The sequence below is a fragment of the Streptomyces caelestis genome, assembly GCF_014205255.1.
Taxonomy (GTDB): Bacteria; Actinomycetota; Actinomycetes; order Streptomycetales; family Streptomycetaceae; genus Streptomyces; species Streptomyces caelestis.
The window spans coordinates 3,433,150-3,457,332 of record NZ_JACHNE010000001.1 but is presented as its reverse complement, the minus strand read 5'-3'; the positions used below and the strand labels follow the sequence as shown (position 1 = coordinate 3,457,332).

The 24,183-nt window shown below is 68.4% G+C and carries 16 protein-coding genes, 3 rRNA genes and 1 pseudogene; 14 read left to right on the top strand and 6 right to left on the bottom strand.

Annotated elements, in window-relative coordinates:
• Positions 1-152 precede the first annotated feature (152 nt).
• The 8 genes and pseudogenes from HDA41_RS15560 to HDA41_RS15525 form a co-directional block, all read left to right on the top strand.
• Positions 153-401 (top strand): annotated as a pseudogene (locus tag HDA41_RS15560) (L-lactate permease); the annotation flags it as partial.
• Positions 402-503: 102 nt separating this feature from the next.
• Positions 504-1,868, top strand: coding sequence for a phosphomannomutase/phosphoglucomutase (locus HDA41_RS15555; protein WP_184984406.1), 1,365 nt, complete (start codon positions 504-506; stop codon positions 1,866-1,868).
• Positions 1,869-2,027: 159 nt separating this feature from the next.
• Complete coding sequence (locus tag HDA41_RS15550) at positions 2,028-2,198, top strand: Trm112 family protein (RefSeq protein WP_078945647.1); 171 nt, start codon at positions 2,028-2,030, stop codon at positions 2,196-2,198.
• A gap of 126 nt (positions 2,199-2,324) precedes the next feature.
• Entirely contained in the window at positions 2,325-3,452 is a 1,128-nt protein-coding gene (locus tag HDA41_RS15545; protein WP_184984403.1) for an SIS domain-containing protein, read from the top strand.
• Positions 3,453-3,507: 55 nt separating this feature from the next.
• On the top strand, positions 3,508-4,659 hold the full coding sequence (gene manA / locus HDA41_RS15540) for a mannose-6-phosphate isomerase, class I (protein WP_184984401.1): 1,152 nt from the start codon (positions 3,508-3,510) through the stop codon (positions 4,657-4,659).
• 153 nt (positions 4,660-4,812) lie between these two features.
• Positions 4,813-5,793 carry a cation diffusion facilitator family transporter gene (locus HDA41_RS15535; protein ID WP_184984399.1) on the top strand — a complete coding sequence of 327 codons (981 nt, stop codon included), beginning with the start codon at positions 4,813-4,815 and terminating at the stop codon, positions 5,791-5,793.
• A 360-nt stretch (positions 5,794-6,153) separates the two neighbouring features.
• Positions 6,154-7,611, top strand: a complete 1,458-nt coding sequence (ahcY, locus tag HDA41_RS15530; protein ID WP_184984397.1) for an adenosylhomocysteinase — start codon at positions 6,154-6,156, stop codon at positions 7,609-7,611.
• A 121-nt stretch (positions 7,612-7,732) separates the two neighbouring features.
• Positions 7,733-8,362 (top strand): hypothetical protein, encoded by a 630-nt coding sequence (locus tag HDA41_RS15525; RefSeq protein ID WP_184984395.1) that lies wholly within the window; start codon positions 7,733-7,735, stop codon positions 8,360-8,362.
• 19 nt (positions 8,363-8,381) lie between these two features.
• Here the strand turns inward: HDA41_RS15525 and HDA41_RS15520 are convergent, their stop codons facing one another.
• Positions 8,382-9,377, bottom strand: coding sequence for an RDD family protein (locus HDA41_RS15520; protein ID WP_184984394.1), 996 nt, complete (start codon positions 9,375-9,377; stop codon positions 8,382-8,384).
• 128 nt (positions 9,378-9,505) lie between these two features.
• On the opposite strand from HDA41_RS15520, the gene HDA41_RS15515 reads away from it, so the two are divergent.
• From HDA41_RS15515 to rrf, 4 genes are all read left to right on the top strand, one after another.
• Entirely contained in the window at positions 9,506-10,513 is a 1,008-nt protein-coding gene (locus tag HDA41_RS15515; protein ID WP_184984392.1) for a stage II sporulation protein M, read from the top strand.
• A 579-nt stretch (positions 10,514-11,092) separates the two neighbouring features.
• Positions 11,093-12,621, top strand: a 16S ribosomal RNA gene (locus tag HDA41_RS15510).
• 307 nt (positions 12,622-12,928) lie between these two features.
• Positions 12,929-16,050 (top strand): 23S ribosomal RNA (locus tag HDA41_RS15505).
• 84 nt (positions 16,051-16,134) lie between these two features.
• Positions 16,135-16,251, top strand: a 5S ribosomal RNA gene (gene rrf / locus HDA41_RS15500).
• Together the 16S, 23S and 5S rRNA genes form the textbook arrangement of a ribosomal RNA operon.
• 80 nt (positions 16,252-16,331) lie before the next feature.
• On the opposite strand, the gene HDA41_RS15495 is transcribed toward rrf, so the two are convergent.
• The 5 genes from HDA41_RS15495 to HDA41_RS15475 are packed head-to-tail and all read right to left on the bottom strand — an operon-like array spanning position 16,332 to position 22,002.
• Positions 16,332-17,642, bottom strand: a complete 1,311-nt coding sequence (locus HDA41_RS15495; RefSeq protein ID WP_184984390.1) for a DUF58 domain-containing protein — start codon at positions 17,640-17,642, stop codon at positions 16,332-16,334.
• A complete protein-coding gene (locus HDA41_RS15490; protein ID WP_184984388.1) occupies positions 17,642-18,631 on the bottom strand; it encodes an AAA family ATPase in 990 nt (329 codons plus the stop codon). Before HDA41_RS15490 ends, HDA41_RS15495 begins: the two co-directional genes overlap by 1 nt.
• Complete coding sequence (locus HDA41_RS15485) at positions 18,631-19,827, bottom strand: DUF4350 domain-containing protein (protein ID WP_184984386.1); 1,197 nt, start codon at positions 19,825-19,827, stop codon at positions 18,631-18,633. Before HDA41_RS15485 ends, HDA41_RS15490 begins: the two co-directional genes overlap by 1 nt.
• Positions 19,824-20,594 carry a DUF4129 domain-containing protein gene (locus tag HDA41_RS15480; protein ID WP_184984384.1) on the bottom strand — a complete coding sequence of 257 codons (771 nt, stop codon included), beginning with the start codon at positions 20,592-20,594 and terminating at the stop codon, positions 19,824-19,826. Before HDA41_RS15480 ends, HDA41_RS15485 begins: the two co-directional genes overlap by 4 nt.
• A gap of 4 nt (positions 20,595-20,598) precedes the next feature.
• Positions 20,599-22,002, bottom strand: a complete 1,404-nt coding sequence (locus HDA41_RS15475; RefSeq protein WP_184984382.1) for a DUF7847 domain-containing protein — start codon at positions 22,000-22,002, stop codon at positions 20,599-20,601.
• A gap of 140 nt (positions 22,003-22,142) precedes the next feature.
• Between HDA41_RS15475 and mtnA the strand changes: the two genes are divergently transcribed.
• Together mtnA and mtrA are read left to right on the top strand one after the other, a co-directional pair.
• Positions 22,143-23,291 (top strand): S-methyl-5-thioribose-1-phosphate isomerase, encoded by a 1,149-nt coding sequence (gene mtnA, locus HDA41_RS15470; RefSeq protein ID WP_184984381.1) that lies wholly within the window; start codon positions 22,143-22,145, stop codon positions 23,289-23,291.
• Positions 23,292-23,493: 202 nt separating this feature from the next.
• Positions 23,494-24,183, top strand: a complete 690-nt coding sequence (gene mtrA, locus HDA41_RS15465; RefSeq protein WP_003990656.1) for a two-component system response regulator MtrA — start codon at positions 23,494-23,496, stop codon at positions 24,181-24,183.

Below are 24,183 nucleotides of genomic sequence, written 5' to 3'. Positions count from 1 at the left end.
GTCGACGCATGCTTGGCGCGGACATGACCATTCCGTTTTGGGGTTCGCGAGAAACCGCTTTCGCATGACGGAAACCGGGGAGGCGCCCGTGTACGTCCAGGAACTGGAACCCGTCGCCGGCTCACCGGGTCTGTCCGCCCGCGTGGCAGCCGCTGTTCGGCACCCACCAGGTGACCGCCGCCCGCGAGTCGGGACTGCCGCACGACCTGCTGGCCGCTGCCAACGGCGGCGGCGTCCTCGGCAAGATGATCTCCCCCATCGCCTGCGCGGCCGTCGGACTCGCGGGCCGTGAGGGCGACCTGCTGCGCGAGGTACTCCCATGGACCCTGGGCCTGCTGCCGGTGATGTGCCTGAACGTGGTCGGCCAGAGCACACCCGTCCTGGGCCGGATGCAGCCCTGACCTGAGGTTACGGCTGGGAGTCCTGTGGGCGTCCGCCCAGCGCGCTGTCAGCGGCCGGGGGTAGTTTGTGTGGACCGACAGTACTTTTCAGGAAGGTTGGCCGTGGCTGCTGATCTGTCGCAGGTCGTGAAGGCGTACGACGTACGCGGGGTCGTCCCCGACCAGTGGGACGAGTCCCTGGCCGAGCTCTTCGGAGCGGCCTTCGTGCGGGTCACCGGCGCGAGCGCCATCGCGACCGGGCACGACATGCGGCCCTCCTCGCCGGGCCTGTCGCGTGCCTTCGCGCGTGGGGCTGCGGCGCTGGGCGCCGACGTGACCGAGATCGGCCTGTGCTCCACGGACCAGCTCTACTACGCCTCGGGCGCGCTGAACCTGCCGGGCGCCATGTTCACCGCCTCCCACAACCCGGCGCAGTACAACGGCATCAAGATGTGCCGCATGGGCGCCGCCCCGGTCGGCCAGGACACCGGCCTCGCCGAGATCCGCGAACTGGTCGAGCGCTGGAGCGAGTCGGGCGCCCCCGAGCCCGCCGCGACACCCGGAACCATCACCGGCCGCGACACGTTGTCGGACTACGCGGCGCACCTGCGCTCCCTGGTCGACCTGGCCTCCATCCGCCCCCTGAAGGTCGTCGTCGACGCGGGCAACGGCATGGGCGGCCACACGGTCCCCGAGGTCTTCGCCGGCCTGCCGCTGACGCTGGTCCCGATGTACTTCGAACTCGACGGCACCTTCCCCAACCACGAGGCCAACCCCCTCGACCCGGCCAACCTCGTCGACCTCCAGAAGCGGGTCCGCGAAGAGGGCGCCGACCTCGGCCTCGCCTTCGACGGCGACGCCGACCGCTGCTTCGTCGTCGACGAGCGCGGTGAGCCGGTCTCCCCGTCGGTGATCACCGCCCTGGTGGCCTCCCGCGAACTGGCCAGGCACGGCGGCAGCGGCACGATCATCCACAACCTGATCACGTCCTGGTCGGTCCCCGAGGTCGTCGCGGAGAACGGCGGCACCGCGGTCCGCACCCGCGTGGGCCACTCCTTCATCAAGGCCGAGATGGCCAGCACCGGCGCGATCTTCGGCGGCGAACACTCCGCCCACTACTACTTCCGCGACTTCTGGAACGCGGACACGGGCATGCTGGCCGCCCTCCACGTCCTGGCGGCCCTCGGCGGCCAGCCGGGCACCCTCTCCGCCCTCGTCGCCCAGTACGACCGCTACGCCGGCTCCGGCGAGATCAACTCCACGGTCACCGACCAGGCGGCCCGCCTCGCCGCGATCCGCTCCGCCTACGAGGGCCGTGAGGGCATCACCCTCGACGACCTGGACGGCCTGACCGTCTCCGCCACCGACTGGTGGTTCAACGTCCGCCCCTCCAACACGGAACCCCTGCTCCGCCTGAACGCGGAGGCCAGGGACCCGGAGACGATGGCCAGGGTCAGGGACGAGGCACTGGCGATCATCAGGGCCTGACGGCCCAGGGCGCGGAGCCCCTTCACCCGGCTCGTCCACGTCACCCGCCGTACATCAACCACCCCCGCCCCACCCCCACCGGCGGTACCCTGACCAGGCACATCCGCACCCCCCCCGAACACCAACGCCCACCCCGCCCGATCCCCGAAGGGACCCCGCATGGCCCTCGAAGCCGGCCTCCTCGAAATCCTCGCCTGCCCGGCCTGCCACGCCCCCCTCAAGGAGCAGGACACCGAACTGCTCTGCACCGACCAGAACTGCGGCCTGGCCTACCCCGTCCGCGACGGCATCCCCGTCCTCCTGGTCGACGAGGCCCGCCGCCCCGCCTAGGCCTCACCGGGGCAGAACACCCGCGTGAACCCCCGGTGCACATAGCCCCGGGCGCAACGGGCACCGACGTAGGACACCCCAAAAACGGGGCCCGGAACGGACCCCGGCCATCGGAGGCTGCCGCCCATGCTCGACGAATCGCTGCTCGACAACCCGGAGGGCCTCTCCGAGGCCGACCACCGCGGGCTGCTCCGCGGCGCCGCAGAAGCCGGCGCCCGCGTGCGCACGGCCGCCCGCCACTCCGCCGAAGCCGGCGTCAAGGACCTCAAGCCCGACGGCCGCCCCCGCGCCGTCCTCATCGCCGGCCCGGGCGCCGCCGCCACCCACGCCGCCGACCTCCTCGGCACCCTCGCCGGCCCCGGCAGCCCGGTCACGCGGCTGGCCCCCACCGGCGTCGCCCCCGCCGCGGGCGCCCTGCGCTGGGAGCTGCCCGGCTGGGCCGGCTCCGTCGACCTCCTCCTGATCACCACCCCGGACGGCACCGAACCGGGCCTGTCCCTCCTGGCCGAACAGGCCTACCGCCGCGGCTGCGCCGTCGTCGCCGTGGCCCCCGGCCGCTCCCCGCTCGCCGACGCGGTGAACGGCTCGCACGGCCTGTTCATCCCCATGGCGACCGCCCCGTACGACGCGGACGAGCCCCTCGCCGCCTCCGCCCCCGGCGTCCTGTGGGCGCTGCTCACCCCACTGCTCGCGCTGCTGGACCGTACGGGAGTGCTCGCCGCCCCGCCGGACGACCTCGGCAAGGTCGCCGACCGCCTCGACCGCATCGCCGAACGCTGCGGCCCCGCCATCGCCACCTACAGCAACCCCGCCAAGACCCTGGCCGCCGAACTCGCCGACGCGCTCCCGATCGTCTGGACCGAGGGCACCTCGGCCGGACCGGCGGGCCGCCGTTTCGCCGCCGCGCTCGCCGAGCTGTCCGGCATCCCCACGGTCGTCGCCGAGCTCCCCGAGGCCCTCGCCGCCCACAGCGCCCTCCTCGCCGGCCCACTGGCCGCCAGCGCCAACCCCGACGACTTCTTCCGCGACCGCGTCGAGGAACCACCCGCCCTGCACGCGCGCGTGGTGCTCCTCCGCGACCGCCCCATCGGCGGCCTCACCGCCGCCCCCGGCGCCCGCGACCTGGCCCTCAGCCACGACACGCCGATCAGCGAACTGGAACCGGAGGCGGGCGGTGAACTGGAGACCCTCGCGGAACTGATCGCCATCACAGATTTCGCGGCGGTTTACCTGGCGCTCGCTACGAGGGCCTGATCATTCCCGGGACACCCTGACGCGCCCGCACGCCCGAACACCCAGAGAGACCGCCATGGACCGCCTCGACAACACCATCCGCCCCTACGCCTGGGGTTCCCCCACCGCCATCCCGCACCTGCTCGGCACCGAACCGACCGGCGAGCCGCAGGCGGAGATGTGGATGGGCGCCCACCCGGGCGCACCCTCACGCACCGGCCGGGGCACGCTCGTCGAGGTCATCGACGCCGCCCCGGAAAAGGAACTCGGACCGGCCGCGGTCGCCAAGTTCGGCCCCCGCCTGCCCTTCCTCCTCAAGATCCTCGCCGCCGGCGCCCCGCTCTCCCTCCAGGTCCACCCCGACCTCGCGCAGGCCAAGGAGGGCTACGCGGACGAGGAGCGCCGCGGCATCCCCGTGGACGCCCCGCACCGCAACTACAAGGACGCCAACCACAAGCCCGAACTGATCTGCGCCCTCACCGAGTTCGACGGCCTGTGCGGCTTCCGCGACCCGCTGGAGGCCGCCGGCCTGCTCGACGACCTCGGCATCGACTCCCTCAAGCCGTACGTCGACCTGCTGCACGCCCACCCCGAGGACGCCGCCCTGCGCGAGGTCCTCACGGCGATCCTCACCGCCGACCCCGAGGAGATGTCCCGGACGGTCGCGGAGGCGGCGGCCGCCTGCACCCGCCTCGGCGGCGCCTACGCCCCCTACGCCGACATCGCTCACCACTACCCGGGCGACCCCGGCGTCATCGCCGCGATGCTGCTGAACCACGTCCGGCTCCAGCCCGGCGAGGCCCTCTACCTCGGCGCCGGCGTCCCGCACGCCTACCTGAACGGCCTCGGCGTCGAGATCATGGCCAACTCCGACAACGTCCTGCGCTGCGGCCTGACCCCCAAGCACGTCGACGTCCCCGAACTCCTGCGCATCGTCCGCTTCCGCCCCAGCGACCCCGGCGTCCTGCGCCCGGAGGCCTCCCCGGACGGCGAGGAGGTCTACGAGACTCCGATCGACGAGTTCCGCCTGTCCCGCTACGTCCTCCCCGAGGCCGGCAGCGTCCACGACCTCACCCGCGCGACCCCGCAGATCCTGCTCTGCACCGCCGGCACGGTCCGGGCGGGCGAGCACGACCTGAGCCCGGGCCGGTCCGTCTTCGTCCCGGCCGGCGAAAAGGCCGAAGTGTCCGGAACGGGAACGCTTTTCCGGGCCACCGTCGTCGCCTGACCGTTTCGATGCCCCCCGTGCTGGTGACCTGAAGCACCGTGGCCCGAGCGGGCTGCAACAATGGCCCACCGTCAAGCACGGGCAAAGCCACGGGCGCCGCACCAAGGCGGCATCCTGGCCCTGGAACGGCGTACGAAGGGACAACGCGGACATATGAGCGCGTCAGGCGGCACCAAGGCGATCGTGGCGGCACTGGTCGCCAACCTCGCGATCGCGGTAGCGAAGTTCGTGGCGTTCCTCTTCAGCAACTCGTCGTCGATGCTCGCCGAGTCCGTCCACTCGCTCGCCGACTCCGGCAACCAGGCGCTGCTCCTGCTCGGCGGCAAGAAGGCCAAGCGCGAGGCCACCCCGCAACACCCCTTCGGCTACGGCCGCGAGCGCTACATCTACGCCTTCCTCGTCTCCATCGTCCTCTTCTCGGTCGGCGGCATGTTCGCCCTCTACGAGGGCTACGAGAAGATCAAGCACCCGCACGAGCTGACGCACTGGTACTGGCCGGTGGGCGTCCTGGTCTTCGCGATCATCGCCGAGTCCTTCTCCTTCCGCACGGCCATCAAGGAGTCCAACGTCCTGCGCGGCAAGCGCTCCTGGAAGGAGTTCGTCCGCCACGCCAAGGCCCCCGAGCTCCCGGTCGTCCTCCTGGAGGACCTCGGCGCCCTCGTCGGCCTGATCCTCGCCCTCGGCGGCGTCGGCCTCGCCCTGCTCACCGGCGACAGCGTCTGGGACGGCATCGGCACCCTCTGCATCGGCATCCTGCTCATCCTGATCGCCCTGGTCCTCGCCGCCGAGACCAAGTCGCTGCTGCTCGGCGAGTCCGCCGGCGCCGAGGAGACTCAGAAGATCGAGGCCGCCGTCGTCGACGGCGACACGGTCACCCGCATCATCCACATGCGCACGCTCCACCTCGGCCCCGAGGAACTCCTCGTCGCCGCCAAGATCGCCGTCCGCCACGAGGAGACGGCCACCGAGATCGCCGCCGCCATCGACGCCGCCGAGTCCCGCATCCGCGAGGCCGTCCCGATCGCCCGCGTGATCTACCTCGAGCCGGACATCTACAGCGAGGCCGAAGCCGCCAAGGGCTCCGACCCCGAGGCAAGCCCCGGCGGCCCCACCCCGCACGCCACCGACCACTGACACCCTCTCCTACGACTCCTCCGGCCACGGGGCCCGCCGAACCGCTCGGCGGGCCCCGCAGCCTTCCACCGCCACCGCACCTCCCCGACAGCCCCCCCGCCCGTCACGGGATCGGCTCGATGTGTTTGCCTGCGGACTGGGGTTCGCAGGCGCCCCCGGTGTAGCTTGGGACGGAGCCAGACGTCGCTGCTGATGGCGGTCGGGCGGTCCCACCGCGGACCGGCCGAGGGAGAGAGGGCCTCCGACGGACTGCGCTGCGCACACGCGGGCATGCCTGTGTCCTCTTTCGGGCACCCCTGTGTCCGCCGCCGCGCAGACCAGCCGTACCCACCTCGACCCAATCCCGAGGAGCAGCTCTCAATGACGACTGTCGAAAACCGACAGGACTTCAAGGTCGCCGACCTCTCCCTGGCCGAGTTCGGCCGCAAGGAGATCACCCTCGCCGAGCACGAGATGCCCGGCCTGATGGCGATCCGCAAGGAGTACGCCGAGGCGCAGCCCCTGGCCGGCGCCCGCGTCACCGGCTCCCTGCACATGACCGTGCAGACCGCCGTGCTCATCGAGACCCTGGTCGCCCTTGGCGCCCGGGTCCGCTGGGCCTCCTGCAACATCTTCTCCACCCAGGACCACGCCGCGGCCGCCATCGCCGTCGGCCCGAACGGCACGCCCGACAACCCGCAGGGCGTTCCGGTCTTCGCCTGGAAGGGCGAGACCCTGGAGGAGTACTGGTGGTGCACGGAGCAGGCGCTGACCTGGCCCGACAGCCCCACCGGCGGCCCGAACATGATCCTGGACGACGGCGGTGACGCCACCCTCCTCGTCCACAAGGGCGTCGAGTACGAGAAGGACGGCAAGGTCCCGGACGTCGACACCGCCGAGTCCGACGAGCACCGAGTCATCCTCGAGCTCCTGCACCGCACCATCACGGACGGCTCGCAGAAGTGGACTCAGCTGGCCTCCGAGATCCGCGGCGTGACCGAGGAGACCACGACCGGCGTCCACCGCCTGTACGAGATGCAGCGCGACGGCATCCTCCTGTTCCCGGCGATCAACGTCAACGACGCGGTCACCAAGTCGAAGTTCGACAACAAGTACGGCTGCCGCCACTCGCTCGTCGACGGCATCAACCGCGCCACCGACACCCTCATCGGCGGCAAGACCGCGGTCATCTGCGGCTACGGCGACGTGGGCAAGGGCTGCGCGGAGTCCCTGCGCGGACAGGGCGCCCGCGTGATCGTCACCGAGATCGACCCGATCTGCGCCCTCCAGGCCGCGATGGACGGCTACCAGGTCACGACCCTCGACGAGGTCGTCGACAAGGCCGACATCTTCATCACCACGACCGGCAACAAGGACATCATCATGGCCGGCGACATGGCCAAGATGAAGCACCAGGCGATCGTGGGCAACATCGGCCACTTCGACAACGAGATCGACATGGCCGGCCTCGCGAAGATCCCCGGCATCGTCAAGGACGAGATCAAGCCGCAGGTCCACACCTGGACCTTCCCCGACGGCAAGGTGATCATCGTCCTGTCCGAGGGCCGTCTGCTGAACCTGGGCAACGCCACCGGTCACCCGTCGTTCGTGATGTCCAACTCCTTCGCGGACCAGACCCTGGCCCAGATCGAGCTGTTCACCAAGCCCGACGAGTACCCGACCGGCGTCTACGTGCTGCCCAAGCACCTCGACGAGAAGGTCGCCCGCCTCCACCTGGACGCGCTCGGCGTGAAGCTGACCACGCTCCGCCCCGAGCAGGCCGAGTACATCGGCGTGCAGGTCGAGGGCCCGTACAAGCCGGACCACTACCGCTACTGAGCCGAGCAGCACAGCGCTGCCGGTCAGGTCCTACGAGGCAGGCCCCCGCACCCCCGTGCCGGGGGCCTGCCCCGTTTGACGGACCAGCGACCGGCCCAGCCCGTCAAGACCCAGGACCCCCATGCCCCGCGGCCGTTATTCGCTCCACGATCCGCACGATCACACCCCCCTCGCAGAAGAGCACTTCCACTGCGCCATCGGCCCCTCCGGCTGGCGTTACGTCTCCCAGCTGACCACTCCCTCGGGCGATCACCATGGCTCCGTCGACCTCACCCTCGACGAACTCGGCCGCCCCATCCGCCTCGAACTCCACGCCGCCGCCTGGCAGGTCCGCGGCGCCGCCCTCGACGGCGTCACCTGGGTCCGCACCGACCCCACCGGAACCGACGCCACCGAAGGCAATGTGCGCGCCCACGCCTTCACCGGAACCTCCCCGGCGTTCCTCGTCGCCATCACCCGTCTCCTGCGCCTCACCCCCTCCTCAGCCGGCACCCGCGTACGCCTCGTCGCATTCACGGACCCGGTCCTCGCCCCGCGCACCGTGGACCAGTCGTGGACCTTGCTGAAAAGAGAAGCACACGCCACTGACAACGGCCCCCTGACCGTGGACGAATACCAGGTCACAGCCCTGGACACCGGCGAACAGCACTCCGTGCACATCGCCGGCGACGTGGTGCTCGCGGCTCCCGGCATCGAGCTGGAGGACCTCGAATCGCCGCCGTCGGTGTTCCCTGAGGGCACTCCCCGCTGAACGGGCAGCCCGCCCTCCACTACGCCGGCGGCACGAACCCGGTCCCGGGACGGTCACCCGCGGGCATCTCATGCTGAGACTCCGCGGGCCGGCCCCCGCCGGACGACGCGACAGCCGCACCGGACGGCTCCGACGCAGTACCAGACGGCACAACCGGCGGCACATACCCGGCGGGCGCCGCGCCCGCAGCCGAAGCACCCTCAGTAGCTGGAGCCGCAGCGGCACCCGGAGCGGTCTCAGCAGCCGGAGCGGCCGGCGATGCCGACCCGCTCCCGAAGGCCCGCCGAGCCTCCCGCGCCTGCCGTTCATGCACGACCGCCGCCAGGTACGCGGCCGGCGGAACACCCTGCGGCACCGGAGCCCCGGTACGTTCGGCGAGATCCGACGCCAGCCGCTCCGCCATGGACCAGCCCACCTGCGGATCCAGCTGCTGCATACGCGTCAGGTACTGACGGACGGCGAGCCACAACCCGTCGGGCACCGCAGACAGATCGAGCCCGGAGAAGCGCCCCGCCAGCCAGGGCGGGGGAGGCGGCACGAAACCGGTCCGCGCGACCGGAATCCGCTCCCGGACGACGAGAGTCCCCGCGAACACATCCCCCAGCCGCCGCCCACGCGCCGACACGAACGAGGCGATACAAGCGACGACCCCGAAGGTCATGAGGATCTCGATCACTCCGATCAAGCCCCTCACCAGCGCATGCCGGAACCGGATCGGCCCCCCGTCGTCCCGCACCACACGCAGACCGCACGCCATCTTCCCGAGCGAACGCCCATGACTCAGCGTCTCGACCGCGATCGGCCCACCCACCAGAACGAGAACGAACGTCGCGATCGACAGCGCCGTCTGTGCCGCCTCGTCGAGCGAGGCGGTGGACACCACGATCGCGATGGTCACCGCAACGTAGACGGCCACGGCCACCACAAGATCCAGCAACACGGCCAGCGCCCTGCTGGGCAACCTCGCGGGGCGCAGCTCCAGCGCCACCGCCTCGCCCGTCACCAGCTCACTCACGCCTGCCGTCCTTCCCCTGCCCTGCCCCCGACAGGGCCAGTCTGCCAAGCTGAGGGCGCATCGCGTCGCAGTACGACAAGCTGATCCCCGACGAGCCGCCGACGAACAGCCGAGGAGCAGGCACACCGATGGACCTCGACGTCTTCGTCTCCGCCCACCGAGCGGAGTGGGACCGCCTCGAAGCTCTGCTCCGTCGCCAGCGTCGCCTCAGCGGTGCCGAAGCCGACGAACTCGTCACCCTCTACCAACGCGCCGCCACGCACCTCTCCCTGATCCAGTCCAGTGCCCCCGACCCCCAGCTGACCGGCAGGCTCAGCCAACTCGTGGCACGCGCGCGTGGCGCCGTGACAGGCACCCGACGCGCCTCCTGGCGCGACGTCACCCGCTTCCTCGCCCACGGCTTCCCCGCCGCCGTCTACAAGGCACGCCACTGGTGGGTACCCACCGCGCTGCTGTCCACGGCGGTCGCGGCCCTCCTGGGCTGGTGGATCGGCACCCATCCCGAAGTGCAGGCCTCCATCGCGGCCCCCAGCGAACTGCGCGAGCTCACCCGCCCCGGCGGCCAGTACGAGACGTACTACTCCAGCCACCCGGCCGCCAGCTTCGCCGCCCAGGTGTGGACCAACAACGCCTGGGCCGTAGCCCTGTGCCTGATCCTGGGTGTCTTCCTGGGACTCCCGGTCATCTGGATCCTCTTCCAGAACATGCTCAACCTGGGCGTCGGCATCGGCCTGATGTCCTCGGCCGGCCGCCTCGACACGTTCCTCGGCCTGGTCCTCCCACACGGCCTGCTCGAACTGACCGCAGTTTTCGTGGCCGCCGGCACCGGCCTGCGCCTCGGCTGGACCCTCATCGACCCGGGCCCCCGCACCCGACGCACAGCTCTCGCGGAAGAGGGCCGTGCCGCCATCGGCATGGCCATCGGCCTGGCGGTGGTCCTCTTCGTCTCCGGCGCCATCGAAGGCTTCGTCACCCCGTCCGGCCTCCCCACGTGGGCCCGCATCAGCATCGGGATCGCCGCCGAACTGGCTTTCCTCGCCTACGTCTACGTCCTAGGCGGCCGTGCCGCCCGGGCGGGCGAGACCGGTGACGTCGAGGCAGCGGAACGCAGCGCGACCGTCCCCACAGCCGCCTGATCGTCTCCCCGACCGCCGGATGTGCGACCACGTCCGTTCAGCTGCTAGTCTCCTCTTCGCCCCACAGGAGCCGTTGACACGGCGAGTGCGGGGAGGTAGATTCGAACAGTTGCCTGGACATGGGCTCTAGTCCCAGACCGGCTGCAGTGAGCATCTGTCTGCTTCTTGAAACGCTGATTTCAACGAAGCCCCTCCCGATAAATCGGAAACGAGCGGCCGGTCAATCCGGCCCCGAAACCTCTGATAAAGTCGGAATCGCCGGAAAGGGAAACGCGGAAGCGGGAACCTGGAAAGCACCGAGGAAATCGGGTCGAGAAAAGGTCTGATAGAGTCGGAAACGCAAGACCGAAGGGAAGCGCCCGGAGGAAAGCCCGAGAGGGTGAGTACAAAGGAAGCGACCGTTCCTTGAGAACTCAACAGCGTGCCAAAAGTCAACGCCAGATATGTTGATACCCCGTCTCCAGCATCAGCTGGGGCGAGGTTCCTTTGAAAAAACACAGCGAGGACGCTGTGAACGGCCGGGCTTATTCCGCCTGGCTGTTCCGCTCTCGTGGTGTTGCACCGGATTACCGGTACACATTCACGGAGAGTTTGATCCTGGCTCAGGACGAACGCTGGCGGCGTGCTTAACACATGCAAGTCGAACGATGAACCACTTCGGTGGGGATTAGTGGCGAACGGGTGAGTAACACGTGGGCAATCTGCCCTGCACTCTGGGACAAGCCCTGGAAACGGGGTCTAATACCGGATACTGACCATCTTGGGCATCCAAGGTGTTCGAAAGCTCCGGCGGTGCAGGATGAGCCCGCGGCCTATCAGCTTGTTGGTGAGGTAATGGCTCACCAAGGCGACGACGGGTAGCCGGCCTGAGAGGGCGACCGGCCACACTGGGACTGAGACACGGCCCAGACTCCTACGGGAGGCAGCAGTGGGGAATATTGCACAATGGGCGAAAGCCTGATGCAGCGACGCCGCGTGAGGGATGACGGCCTTCGGGTTGTAAACCTCTTTCAGCAGGGAAGAAGCGAAAGTGACGGTACCTGCAGAAGAAGCGCCGGCTAACTACGTGCCAGCAGCCGCGGTAATACGTAGGGCGCGAGCGTTGTCCGGAATTATTGGGCGTAAAGAGCTCGTAGGCGGCTTGTCGCGTCGGTTGTGAAAGCCCGGGGCTTAACCCCGGGTCTGCAGTCGATACGGGCAGGCTAGAGTTCGGTAGGGGAGATCGGAATTCCTGGTGTAGCGGTGAAATGCGCAGATATCAGGAGGAACACCGGTGGCGAAGGCGGATCTCTGGGCCGATACTGACGCTGAGGAGCGAAAGCGTGGGGAGCGAACAGGATTAGATACCCTGGTAGTCCACGCCGTAAACGGTGGGCACTAGGTGTGGGCAACATTCCACGTTGTCCGTGCCGCAGCTAACGCATTAAGTGCCCCGCCTGGGGAGTACGGCCGCAAGGCTAAAACTCAAAGGAATTGACGGGGGCCCGCACAAGCGGCGGAGCATGTGGCTTAATTCGACGCAACGCGAAGAACCTTACCAAGGCTTGACATACACCGGAAAACCCTGGAGACAGGGTCCCCCTTGTGGTCGGTGTACAGGTGGTGCATGGCTGTCGTCAGCTCGTGTCGTGAGATGTTGGGTTAAGTCCCGCAACGAGCGCAACCCTTGTCCCGTGTTGCCAGCAAGCCCTTCGGGGTGTTGGGGACTCACGGGAGACCGCCGGGGTCAACTCGGAGGAAGGTGGGGACGACGTCAAGTCATCATGCCCCTTATGTCTTGGGCTGCACACGTGCTACAATGGCCGGTACAATGAGCTGCGATACCGCGAGGTGGAGCGAATCTCAAAAAGCCGGTCTCAGTTCGGATTGGGGTCTGCAACTCGACCCCATGAAGTCGGAGTCGCTAGTAATCGCAGATCAGCATTGCTGCGGTGAATACGTTCCCGGGCCTTGTACACACCGCCCGTCACGTCACGAAAGTCGGTAACACCCGAAGCCGGTGGCCCAACCCCCTTGTGGGGAGGGAGCTGTCGAAGGTGGGACTGGCGATTGGGACGAAGTCGTAACAAGGTAGCCGTACCGGAAGGTGCGGCTGGATCACCTCCTTTCTAAGGAGCACTTCTTACCGATCCTTTCGGGGTGAGGTCAGAGGCCAGTACATCAGCGAATGTCTGATGCTGGTTGCTCATGGGTGGAACGTTGACTACTCGGCACACTTGATCGTCTTCTCCTTCTAGTACTGCTCTTCGGAGCGTGGAACGTTGAGGGGAGCGGGGAGTGTGTCGGGCACGCTGTTGGGTGTCTGAGGGAATGGATTTTTCCTCAGTCGCCGGCCCCAGTGAACTCGCCTGTAAAGGTGGGGTGATGGGTGGCTGGTCGTTGTTTGAGAACTGCACAGTGGACGCGAGCATCTGTGGCCAAGTTTTTAAGGGCGCACGGTGGATGCCTTGGCACCAGGAACCGATGAAGGACGTGGGAGGCCACGATAGTCCCCGGGGAGTCGTCAACCAGGCTTTGATCCGGGGGTTTCCGAATGGGGAAACCCGGCAGTCGTCATGGGCTGTCACCCTTGCCTGAACACATAGGGCAAGTGGAGGGAACGCGGGGAAGTGAAACATCTCAGTACCCGCAGGAAGAGAAAACAACCGTGATTCCGGGAGTAGTGGCGAGCGAAACCGGATGAGGCCAAACCGTATGCGTGTGAGACCCGGCAGGGGTTGCGTATACGGGGTTGTGGGATCTCTCTTTCATGGTCTGCCGGCCGTGAGACGAGTCAGAAACCGTTGATGTAGGCGAAGGACATGCGAAAGGTCCGGCGTAGAGGGTAAGACCCCCGTAGTCGAAACATCAGCGGCTCGTTTGAGAGACACCCAAGTAGCACGGGGCCCGAGAAATCCCGTGTGAATCTGGCGGGACCACCCGCTAAGCCTAAATATTCCCTGGTGACCGATAGCGGATAGTACCGTGAGGGAATGGTGAAAAGTACCGCGGGAGCGGAGTGAAATAGTACCTGAAACCGTGTGCCTACAAGCCGTGGGAGCGTCGGAATGAAGACTTGTCTTCATTCTCGTGACTGCGTGCCTTTTGAAGAATGAGCCTGCGAGTTTGCGGTGTGTTGCGAGGTTAACCCGTGTGGGGAAGCCGTAGCGAAAGCGAGTCCGAATAGGGCGTTTGAGTAGCACGCTCAAGACCCGAAGCGGAGTGATCTAGCCATGGGCAGGTTGAAGCGGAGGTAAGACTTCGTGGAGGACCGAACCCACCAGGGTTGAAAACCTGGGGGATGACCTGTGGTTAGGGGTGAAAGGCCAATCAAACTCCGTGATAGCTGGTTCTCCCCGAAATGCATTTAGGTGCAGCGTCGTGTGTTTCTTGCCGGAGGTAGAGCACTGGATAGGCGATGGGCCCTACCGGGTTACTGACCTTAGCCAAACTCCGAATGCCGGTAAGTGAGAGCGCGGCAGTGAGACTGTGGGGGATAAGCTCCATGGTCGAGAGGGAAACAGCCCAGAGCATCGACTAAGGCCCCTAAGCGTACGCTAAGTGGGAAAGGATGTGGAGTCGCAGAGACAACCAGGAGGTTGGCTTAGAAGCAGCCACCCTTGAAAGAGTGCGTAATAGCTCACTGGTCTAGTGATTCCGCGCCGACAATGTAGCGGGGCTCAAGCGTACCGCCGAAGTCGTGTCATTGCAGCAATACGGCCAACGCCGGCTGTGATGGGTAGGGGAGCGTCGTGTGCCGGGTGAAGCAGCCGCGTAAGCGAGTTGTGGACGGTTCACGAGTGAGAATGCAGGCATGAGTAGCGATTCACACGTGAGAAACGTGTGCGCCGATTGACTAAGGGTTCCTGGGTCAAGCTGATCTGCCCAGGGTAAGTCGGGACCTAAGGCGAGGCCGACAGGCGTAGTCGATGGATAACCGGTTGATATTCCGGTACCCGCTGTGAAGCGTCAAACATCGAGCCCGCTGATGCTAAGGCCGTGAAGCCGTCCTGGAGCCTTCGGGCAAAGGGGAGTGGTGGAGCCGCCGAACCAAGGTGGTAGTAGGTGAGTGATGGGGTGACGCAGGAAGGTAGTCCAGCCCGGGCGGTGGTTGTCCCGGGGTAAGGGTGTAGGCCGTGCGATAGGTAAATCCGTCGTACATGTGGCTGAGACCTGATGCCGAGCCGATTGTGGTGAAGTGGATGATCCTATGCTGTCGAGAAAAGCCTCTAGCGAGTTTCATGGCGGCCCGTACCCTAAACCGACTCAGGTGGTCAGGTAGAGAATACCGAGGCGTTCGGGTGAACTATGGTTAAGGAACTCGGCAAAATGCCCCCGTAACTTCGGGAGAAGGGGGGCCACGCTTGGTGAGAGGACTTGCTCCTCGAGCTGGGGGTGGCCGCAGAGACCAGCGAGAAGCGACTGTTTACTAAAAACACAGGTCCGTGCGAAGCCGTAAGGCGATGTATACGGACTGACGCCTGCCCGGTGCTGGAACGTTAAGGGGACCGGTTAGTCACTCTTCGGGGTGGCGAAGCTGAGAACTTAAGCGCCAGTAAACGGCGGTGGTAACTATAACCATCCTAAGGTAGCGAAATTCCTTGTCGGGTAAGTTCCGACCTGCACGAATGGCGTAACGACTTCTCGACTGTCTCAACCATAGGCCCGGTGAAATTGCACTACGAGTAAAGATGCTCGTTTCGCGCAGCAGGACGGAAAGACCCCGGGACCTTTACTACAGTTTGATATTGGTGTTCGGTTCGGCTTGTGTAGGATAGCTGGGAGACTGTGAACTCTGGACGCCAGTTCAGGGGGAGTCGTCGTTGAAATACCAGTCTGGTCGTGCTGGATGTCTAACCTGGGTCCGTGATCCGGATCAGGGACAGTGTCTGATGGGTAGTTTAACTGGGGCGGTTGCCTCCTAAAGAGTAACGGAGGCGCCCAAAGGTTCCCTCAGCCTGGTTGGCAATCAGGTGTTGAGTGTAAGTGCACAAGGGAGCTTGACTGTGAGACCGACGGGTCGAGCAGGGACGAAAGTCGGGACTAGTGATCCGGCGGTGGCTTGTGGAAGCGCCGTCGCTCAACGGATAAAAGGTACCCCGGGGATAACAGGCTGATCTTCCCCAAGAGTCCATATCGACGGGATGGTTTGGCACCTCGATGTCGGCTCGTCGCATCCTGGGGCTGGAGTCGGTCCCAAGGGTTGGGCTGTTCGCCCATTAAAGCGGCACGCGAGCTGGGTTTAGAACGTCGTGAGACAGTTCGGTCCCTATCCGCTGCGCGCGTAGGAGTCTTGAGAAGGGCTGTCCCTAGTACGAGAGGACCGGGACGGACGAACCTCTGGTGTGCCAGTTGTTCTGCCAAGGGCATGGCTGGTTGGCTACGTTCGGGAGGGATAACCGCTGAAAGCATCTAAGCGGGAAGCCTGCTTCGAGATGAGGACTCCCACCTCCTAGAGAGGGTAAGGCTCCCAGTAGACGACTGGGTTGATAGGCCGGATATGGAAGCACGGTAACGTGTGGAGTTGACCGGTACTAATAGGCCGAGGGCTTGTCCTCAGTTGCTCGCGTCCACTGTGTTGGTTCTGAAACCACGAACAGCCCCACGTGCCACACGTGGTGCGGCTGACAGTTTCATAGTGTTTCGGTGGTTATAGCGTAGGGGAAACGCCCGGTTACATTCCGAACCCGGAAGCTAAGCCTTACAGCGCCGATGGTACTGCAGGGGGGACCCTGTGGGAGAGTAGGACGCCGCCGAACAATCTTTAGAGAAAACCCCCGCATCTTCGGATGCGGGGGTTTTTTGCGTTTAAAGGCCCTCTTTCAAGAGCCCTCACCCGTCACAGGCGTCCGGCCGCCTTCAATGCCAAGTACGCGTCCGCCAGTGCCGGCGCCAGGTCGTCCGGGGTCGCGTCCACGACTGTTACACCGTGACGGCGGAGTTGTTCTGCGGTGCGGTGACGTTCGGACTGGGCCTGGGCAGCTGCGGCTGCCTCGTAGACGGCGCCCACGTGTCCGCGTGCCTTGGCCATTTCAGTGATGTGCGGGTCCGCTACTGATGCCAGCAGGACCGTGTGGCGCTGGGTGAGCTGGGAGAGGACCGGGAGGAGGCCCTCTTCGATGGGGGCCGCGTCCAGGGTGGTGAGGAGCACGATCAGGGAGCGACGGGGGGACGTGCGCAGGGCCGTGGCCGTGAGGCCTCGGGCGTTCGTCTCGACGAGCTCGGGCTCGAGCGTGGCCATCGCGTTGACCAGGGAGGGAAGGACATCGCCTGCCGTGCGGCCCTGGACGAGGGCGCGGACCTTGCGGTCGTAGGCGAGGAGATCGACGCGGTCGCCGGCGCGGGACGCGAGGGCTGCGAGGAGGAGGGCCGCGTCCATGGAGGCGTCGAGGCGGGGTGCGTCGCCCACGCGGCCTGCCGAGGTGCGGCCGGTGTCGAGGACCAGGAGGATGTGGCGGTCGCGTTCCGGGCGCCAGGTACGTACGGCGACTGCGGACTGGCGGGCCGTGGCGCGCCAGTCGATGGAGCGGGTGTCGTCGCCGGGGACGTACTCGCGCAGGCTGTCGAATTCGGTGCCCTGGCCGCGGATGAGGACGCTGGTGCGTCCGTCCAGTTCGCGCAGGCGGGCCAGCTTGGAGGGCAGGTGCTTGCGACTGGTGAACGGGGGCAGGACGCGCACCGTCCAGGGGGCTTTGTGGGTGCCCTGGCGGGAGAAGAGGCCTAGCGGGCCGTACGAGCGGATGGTGATCCGGTCGGCCTGGCGGTCACCTCGGCGGGTGGGGCGCAGTCGGGTCGTCACGCGCCGGCGTTCGCCCGGCGGGACCGTGAGGCGGTGGCGGGAGGCCGTCGTCTCCGTGCCCGGCTGCCAGGTGCTCGGGGGCCAGGCGTCGCGGAGTCGGGCCCGGAGGGGGCGGCGGGACGGGTTGGTGATGGTGAGGGTCACGTCCGCACCGTCGCCAAGGCGCACGGAGGTGTCGCCGGAGCGGGTCAGGCCCAGGCGTCGTACGGGGGCGGCCAAGGCGAAGTCGCAGGCGCAGGCTACGGCGAGGGGTGCGTTGACCGCCAGGAGGCCCGTCCAGCTGGGTTCCCAGATGCCGACGGGGAGGGAACCCAGGGCTGCGAGGAGGGCGGCGCGTCCGGTGAGTGCCATCAGCGGGGGACGGGGACGTGGGCGAGGATCGCGTTGATGACGGAGTCGGCCGTCACGCCTTCCATTTCGGCCTCGGGGCGGAGTTGTACGCGGTGGCGGAGGGTGGGGAGGGCTAGTGCCTTCACGTCGTCGGGGATGACGTAGTCGCGGCCTGTCAGCCAGGCCCAGGCGCGGGCGGTGGCCAGGAGGGCCGTGGCGCCTCGGGGGGAGACGCCGAGGGTGAGGGACGGCGACTCGCGGGTGGCGCGGCAGATGTCGACGACGTATGCGGTGATCTCCGGGGAGATCGTCGTCTTGGCGACGGCGGCGCGGGCCGCTTCCAGGTCGGCCGGACCCGCTACGGGGCGTACGCCGGCGGCGTGGAGGTCGCGTGGGTTGAAGCCCTCGGCGTGGCGGGTGAGGACATCGATCTCGTCCCGGCGGGAGGGGAGGGGGATGGTGAGTTTGAGGAGGAAGCGGTCCAGCTGGGCTTCGGGGAGGGGGTAGGTGCCCTCGTACTCCACCGGGTTCTGCGTTGCCGCGACCAGGAACGGGTCGGGGAGGGGGCGGGGGGTGCCGTCGACGGTGACCTGGCGTTCCTCCATGGCTTCCAGGAGGGACGACTGGGTCTTGGGGGGCGTGCGGTTGATCTCGTCCGCGAGGAGGAGGTTGGTGAAGACCGGGCCGGGCTGGAAGGAGAACTCGGCGCTGCGGGTGTCGTAGACCAGGGAGCCGGTGACGTCGCTGGGCATCAGGTCGGGGGTGAACTGGACGCGTTTGGTGTCGAGTTCGAGGGCGGAGGCGAGGGCGCGGACCAGGAGGGTCTTGGCGACGCCGGGGACGCCTTCGAGGAGGACGTGGCCGCGGCAGAGCAGGGCGACGACGAGGCCGGTGACGGCGGGGTCCTGGCCGACCACGGCCTTGGCGATCTCGGCGCGCAGGGCCTCCAGGGCAGCTCGGGCGGTGCCCTGGTCCCCGGTCTGCCCGGCGTTGTCAGTGGTCGGGTCCATCATGGACGGCGTACCTCTCTTTCGAGGGCGTCGAGTTGGTCGGCGAGTGTGATGAGTGCTGCGTCGTCGCTGGGCGGTGGTCCGAAGAGGAGGGCGTGCAGGTCCTGTCGGTCGCCGTGGAGGTGGGCGGACAGGGCGGGGAGCAGGACCTCGGGCGTGTGCGCCTGGGTGACGGGGACGCCTGTGAGGGGGGCGAGGCGGGTGCGAGTGGTGAAGCGAAAAGCGTTTGCCGCGCGGTCGCGGGCGTCGGCCTTGCGGTAGAGACGGGCGCGGCCTTCGGCGGTTTCGGAGGCGCGGATCGCCACGGGGAGTTTTTCGGGCACGAGGGGGCCGAGCCGACGTGCCCGCCAGAGGGCGGCCAGGGCTGCGGCGATGAAGAGCTGCAGGGTGCCCCAGAGCCATCCCGAGGGGAGCAGGTCGAAGAAGCTGCGTTCGTCCTCGGTGCCGGTGGCCGAGGTGTCGGAGAGCGAGGGGAGGTACCAGACCAGATGGGGGCGGGAACCGAGGAGTTGGAGGGCGAGCGAGGCGTTGCCCTGCTTGTCCAGGCGGTCGTTGAGGAGGATGTCGGGCGCGCCGAGGACGACGGTGTCGCCGTCACCGGTCGGGGCCGGGAGGCGCAGCAGGGTGGCCAGGCGCTCGCTGGGGTAGCACTTGTCGGCGTCGAGGTGGGTGGTGGTGTAGCGGACGCCGCCCGTGTCAGCGGTGCCCGCGCGCCGGGCGGCGGGCAGGTCGCAGTTGGGAGAGAGCGTCGAGCCGAGGCTGGTGGCGGGGTCGGCGGTGACGCCGGGGGCGAGTCGTTCGACGGACGCGCTGCCGGAGGCGACCAGGACGGTACGGCCGCCGGAGTCGGCGAAGACGTTGTGCAGACGGGACTGCTGACTGCGGCTCAGCAGGTCGGGGACGGCGACCAGGAGGGTCGTGTCCGGGCCGGCTGCGGCGGCTGCCTCGTCCAGGGTGGTGACCACGCGTGTGTCAACGCCCCGGTCGGCGAGGAGTTCGGCGACGGCGCGGCTGCCGTTGGGGTCGGCGGAGCGCGGGTCGAGTTCGCCGTGCCGGGCGTCGGACCGGAGCACGGCGATGGCGATGGCTCCCACCAGGAGCAGCACGAGGGCGAGGGCGATGCCGCGCGCGCGGGTCCATACCTGGCGTGCGGTGGGCGAGGCCGAGGTGGACGGGAGCGTGGCCTCGGTGGTCATTCGGCGGCTCCCTGGCGCGTGTGGGGGGCCGTGCTGTGGGCGCTGCTGCTCGCGAGCTGGGGCTTGGTGCGCTCCAGGTCGCGGTCGAGTTCGGCGATGCGGTGGTACGACTGCTCGGTCGCCGACCGGCCGCCGTACGTCACGTCGTCGAAGTCGCGGGCGGCGGTGCGCAGTCGGTCGGTGTGGGTGGGCAGGGCCCGGCCGGCTTCGGCGGCGGCCTCGTCGGCGGTGCGGCCGGGGCGGGCGTCGAGGAGGGCGCGTTCCTCCAGGGCGCGGACGAGGGCCCGCATGCGTTCCTGGACGGCCTGGTTCCAGTGGCCCTGGACGGCGTGTGCCTCGGCGGCTGCGCGGTGGTCCGCGGCGCTGCGGGGGCGGTCGTCGAACAGGGTGGCGGACGAGGTGGGTTGGCGGCGCGGGGTGCCCAGGCGCCACCAGAGGGCGGCCAGGACCGCGACGACGGCCAGGATGATGACGACCAGGCCGAGTGCGCCGCCGGGCGTGGCGGTCGAGGCGGCGTTGAACAGTTTGTCGAGCCAGTCCCAGAAGGCGTCGAGGGCGCGCTGGAACAGGCTGGGGTCGTCCTCGTGGTACATCCGCTTCGAGAGCTCGCGCCGGGCCGCCTCGCGCGCGGGGTCGCGCGGGGTGGTGAGGGGCGGCTCGTCGGCGGAGCGTGCCGACGACAGTGCGGAGGTGTCACCGGCCTGCAGCAGCGTACGTATGGCGGCGCGTGGGAGCGCCGATGTGAGAACTTCCCCCGCCCGGCTCACGGCATCAGCCCCCCGGGGTGGCGCCGGGGGCGGTGGGGCCGTGGCCCTGGACACCGGCGACGCGGGCCAGTTCGAGGTCGAGGGCCTCTCGGCGGATGCGCTGGTCGATGTAGAGGAGCACGGTGACGCCCGCCGTGATCGGGAACGTGATCATGGAGCCGATCACCGCGCCGATGCCGCTGACGATGAGGAACGTCCAGCCGAGGCTGGAGCCGCCACTGTTGAGCCAGCCGGTGACGCCGTCGCCGCTGAGGGCCGCGGCGAGGAAGGTGAACGGGATGACGATGATCGAGGCGACGACGTTCGCGATGATCGTGGCGAGCAGCTGGATGCCGAAAATCCGCCACCAGGTACCCCGGACCAGCTTCGTGGAGCGGCTCATCGCCTTCCTGATGCCCTGCTTCTCCAGCATCAGGGCGGGCGAGGCCAGGGAGAAGCGGATCATCAGCCACAGGGCGACGATGCCGGCGCCGATGATGCCCAGGACGGTGAGGGCGACGCCCGCGCCGGTGCTCCCGGCGACGCTGACGAGGATGCCGGGCAGGGTGCCCGCGGTGACGATGCCCGCGGTGATGAGCAGCAGCAGGCAGATGAGGCCGAAGAGTTTGACGACCTGAGGGCGGGCGTCCCGCCAGGCCTCGCCGATCGTCACCGACTTGCCGAGCACGGCGCGGCTGGTGACGGTGGTGAGCAGTGCGGTCGCGATGACGGTGCCGACCAGGGAGATGACGAAGACGACGGTGGAGTTGAGCATGGCGTCGCCCATGGCGCGGCTCAGTTCGCTGAGGGTGGCGCTCGGGTCGTTGAGGGCTTCGGTGCTGGAGTCGTCCAGGACGAGTCCCTGGAACAGCACGACGATGATCTCGGTGATGACCGCGACGGTCAGGGAGATGCCCAGAACCGTGCGCCAGTAGGTGCGCATGGTGGAGACCGCGCCGTCGAGGATCTCGCCCACGCCGAGCGGGCGGAGCGGGATCACGCCGGGCTTGGCCGCGGGCGGGGGGCCGCCCCAGGCGCTGCCCCAGCCGCCATGGCCTCCGGGGGCACCGGGACCTCCGTATCCGCCGGGGCCCCCCGGACCGGCGGGGCCGTATCCGCCAGGGCCGCCAGGGCCGTATCCACCGGGGGGCTGGGTGCCCCAGCCCGGGCCGGGCGGCGGGGGCGGGGGAGCCTGGCCGGAGTCGTCCGGGGCTCCGGCGCCGCTGGGAGCGGACCACTGGGCGGGTGGCGGCTGATCCTTGGACCACTGCGGGCCAAGGCCCTGCGGGGCCTGGGCTGGCTGGCCCGGCTGGTCCGCGGGCTGTGCGGGGCCGGGGCGGTCGGCGGGCTCGGCAGTGCCGGACGCGTCAGGCTTCTGCCCGTCGGACGGGGCGGATCCGGGCGAGGCCCAGCCCGGAGTGTCGTTCATCGTCGCTCCTTCACGGTGCCCGTCCGCGGTCGCGGCGGCAGGTTGGCAGCCATCGTGCCATGGGGTGGTCTTGGAGTGACCGGCCGCGGTATGGGCTGCGTACCTTCAATTGTCCGCTCGTTAGGGGGCAGACTGACCGCATGGCTGATCAGTACGCGTACAGCGGCGATGACAAACGGCCGACCGAGATCCCGGCGATCCGCTGGGAAGAACCACCGGAAGGACCCGTTCTGGTCCTTCTCGACCAGACGAGGCTGCCGGCTGAGGAGGTCGAACTGGTCTGTACGGACGCGCCCGCGCTCGTGGAGGCGATCCGCTCGCTCGCCGTGCGGGGGGCGCCCCTGCTCGGCATCGCGGGGGCGTACGGCGTCGCGCTCGCCGCCGTGCGGGGCTTCGACGTGGAGGAGGCCGCGACCGCGCTGGCGAGCGCCCGGCCGACCGCGGTGAACCTTGCCGTGGGGGTGCGCCGGGCGCAGGCGGCCCACGAGGCGGCGCTCGCCAAGGACGGTGACATCAGGCAGGCGGCCGCGGCGGCGCTGGCGGCGGCGCGGCAGTTGCACCAGGAGGACGCCGAGGCCAGTGCCCGGATGGCCGAGCATGGGCTGGCGCTGCTGGACGAGCTGCTGCCCGGCGGCGGGCACCGGATCCTCACCCACTGCAACACCGGTTCGCTGGTGTCGGGCGGCGAGGGGACGGCGTTCGCGGTGGCGCTCGCGGCGCACCGGGCGAGCCGGTTGCGGCGTCTGTGGGTGGACGAGACGCGCCCGTTGTTGCAGGGCGCCCGCCTGACGGCGTACGAGGCGGCGCGCAGCGGGATGGCGTACACACTGCTCACCGACAACGCCGCCGGGTCGCTGTTCGCCGCCGGTGAGGTGGACGCGGTGCTGATCGGGGCGGACCGCATCACGGCGGACGGTTCGGTGGCGAACAAGGTCGGGAGCTATCCGCTGGCGGTGCTCGCGCGGTATCACCACGTGCCGTTCATCGTGGTGGCGCCGGTGACGACGGTGGATCCGGACACTCCGGACGGGGCGTCCATCGAGGTCGAACAGCGGGCCGGTCATGAGGTGACCGAGTTCGTGGCGCCGCAGGTGCCGGTGACCGGGGCCGAGGCGGGCGGTGGCATTCCGGTGGCGCCGCTGGGGACGCAGGCGTACAACCCGGCGTTCGACGTGACCCCGCCCGAGCTGGTGACGGCGATCGTCACGGAGGAAGGCGTGGTGTCGCCCGTCACGGCCGAGGCGCTCGCCCAGGTGTGTGCCCGGTCGCGCCGGGCGGCGGCGGGCTGAGCCGGGCGGCTGCCGGAGCGCGTGCGAGAGTGGCGCGGGCTCCGGCGCCCTCGTCCCTTCGCGGAGGGACGAGGGCCTCGCCGCTGCCCGTCGTCGAGATCAACAGGGGGCGGGCGAGGGCAGACAGTAGCGCTTGCTGCGACTATGGTCACTGGCCGGTGACCTACCTCACCACTGCCTTCGCCACCGTTATGAGAATGGGATGATGTCGTTTATGAAGGGACGAGTCCTTGTCGTCGACGACGACACCGCACTGGCCGAGATGCTCGGCATTGTGCTGCGTGGTGAGGGTTTTGAGCCGTCTTTCGTGGCCGACGGCGACAAGGCGCTGGCCGCCTTCCGTGAGTCCAAGCCCGATCTGGTGCTGCTCGATCTGATGCTGCCCGGTCGGGACGGCATCGAGGTGTGCCGTCTGATCAGGGCGGAGTCCGGGGTGCCGATCGTGATGCTCACGGCGAAGAGCGACACGGTCGATGTCGTCGTGGGCCTTGAGTCGGGTGCCGATGACTACATCGTGAAGCCGTTCAAGCCGAAGGAGCTGGTGGCCCGGATCCGGGCGCGGCTCAGGAGGTCGGAGGAGCCTGCCCCGGAGCAGCTCGCCATCGGTGACCTGGTCATCGACGTGGCGGGGCACTCCGTGAAGCGGGACGGGCAGTCGATCGCGCTGACGCCGCTGGAGTTCGATCTGCTGGTCGCGCTCGCGCGCAAGCCGTGGCAGGTGTTCACGCGCGAGGTCCTGCTGGAGCAGGTGTGGGGCTACCGGCACGCGGCGGACACGCGGCTGGTCAATGTGCATGTGCAGCGGCTGCGCTCCAAGGTCGAGAAGGACCCGGAGAAGCCGGAGATCGTGGTGACCGTCCGTGGTGTCGGGTACAAGGCAGGGCCGAGCTGA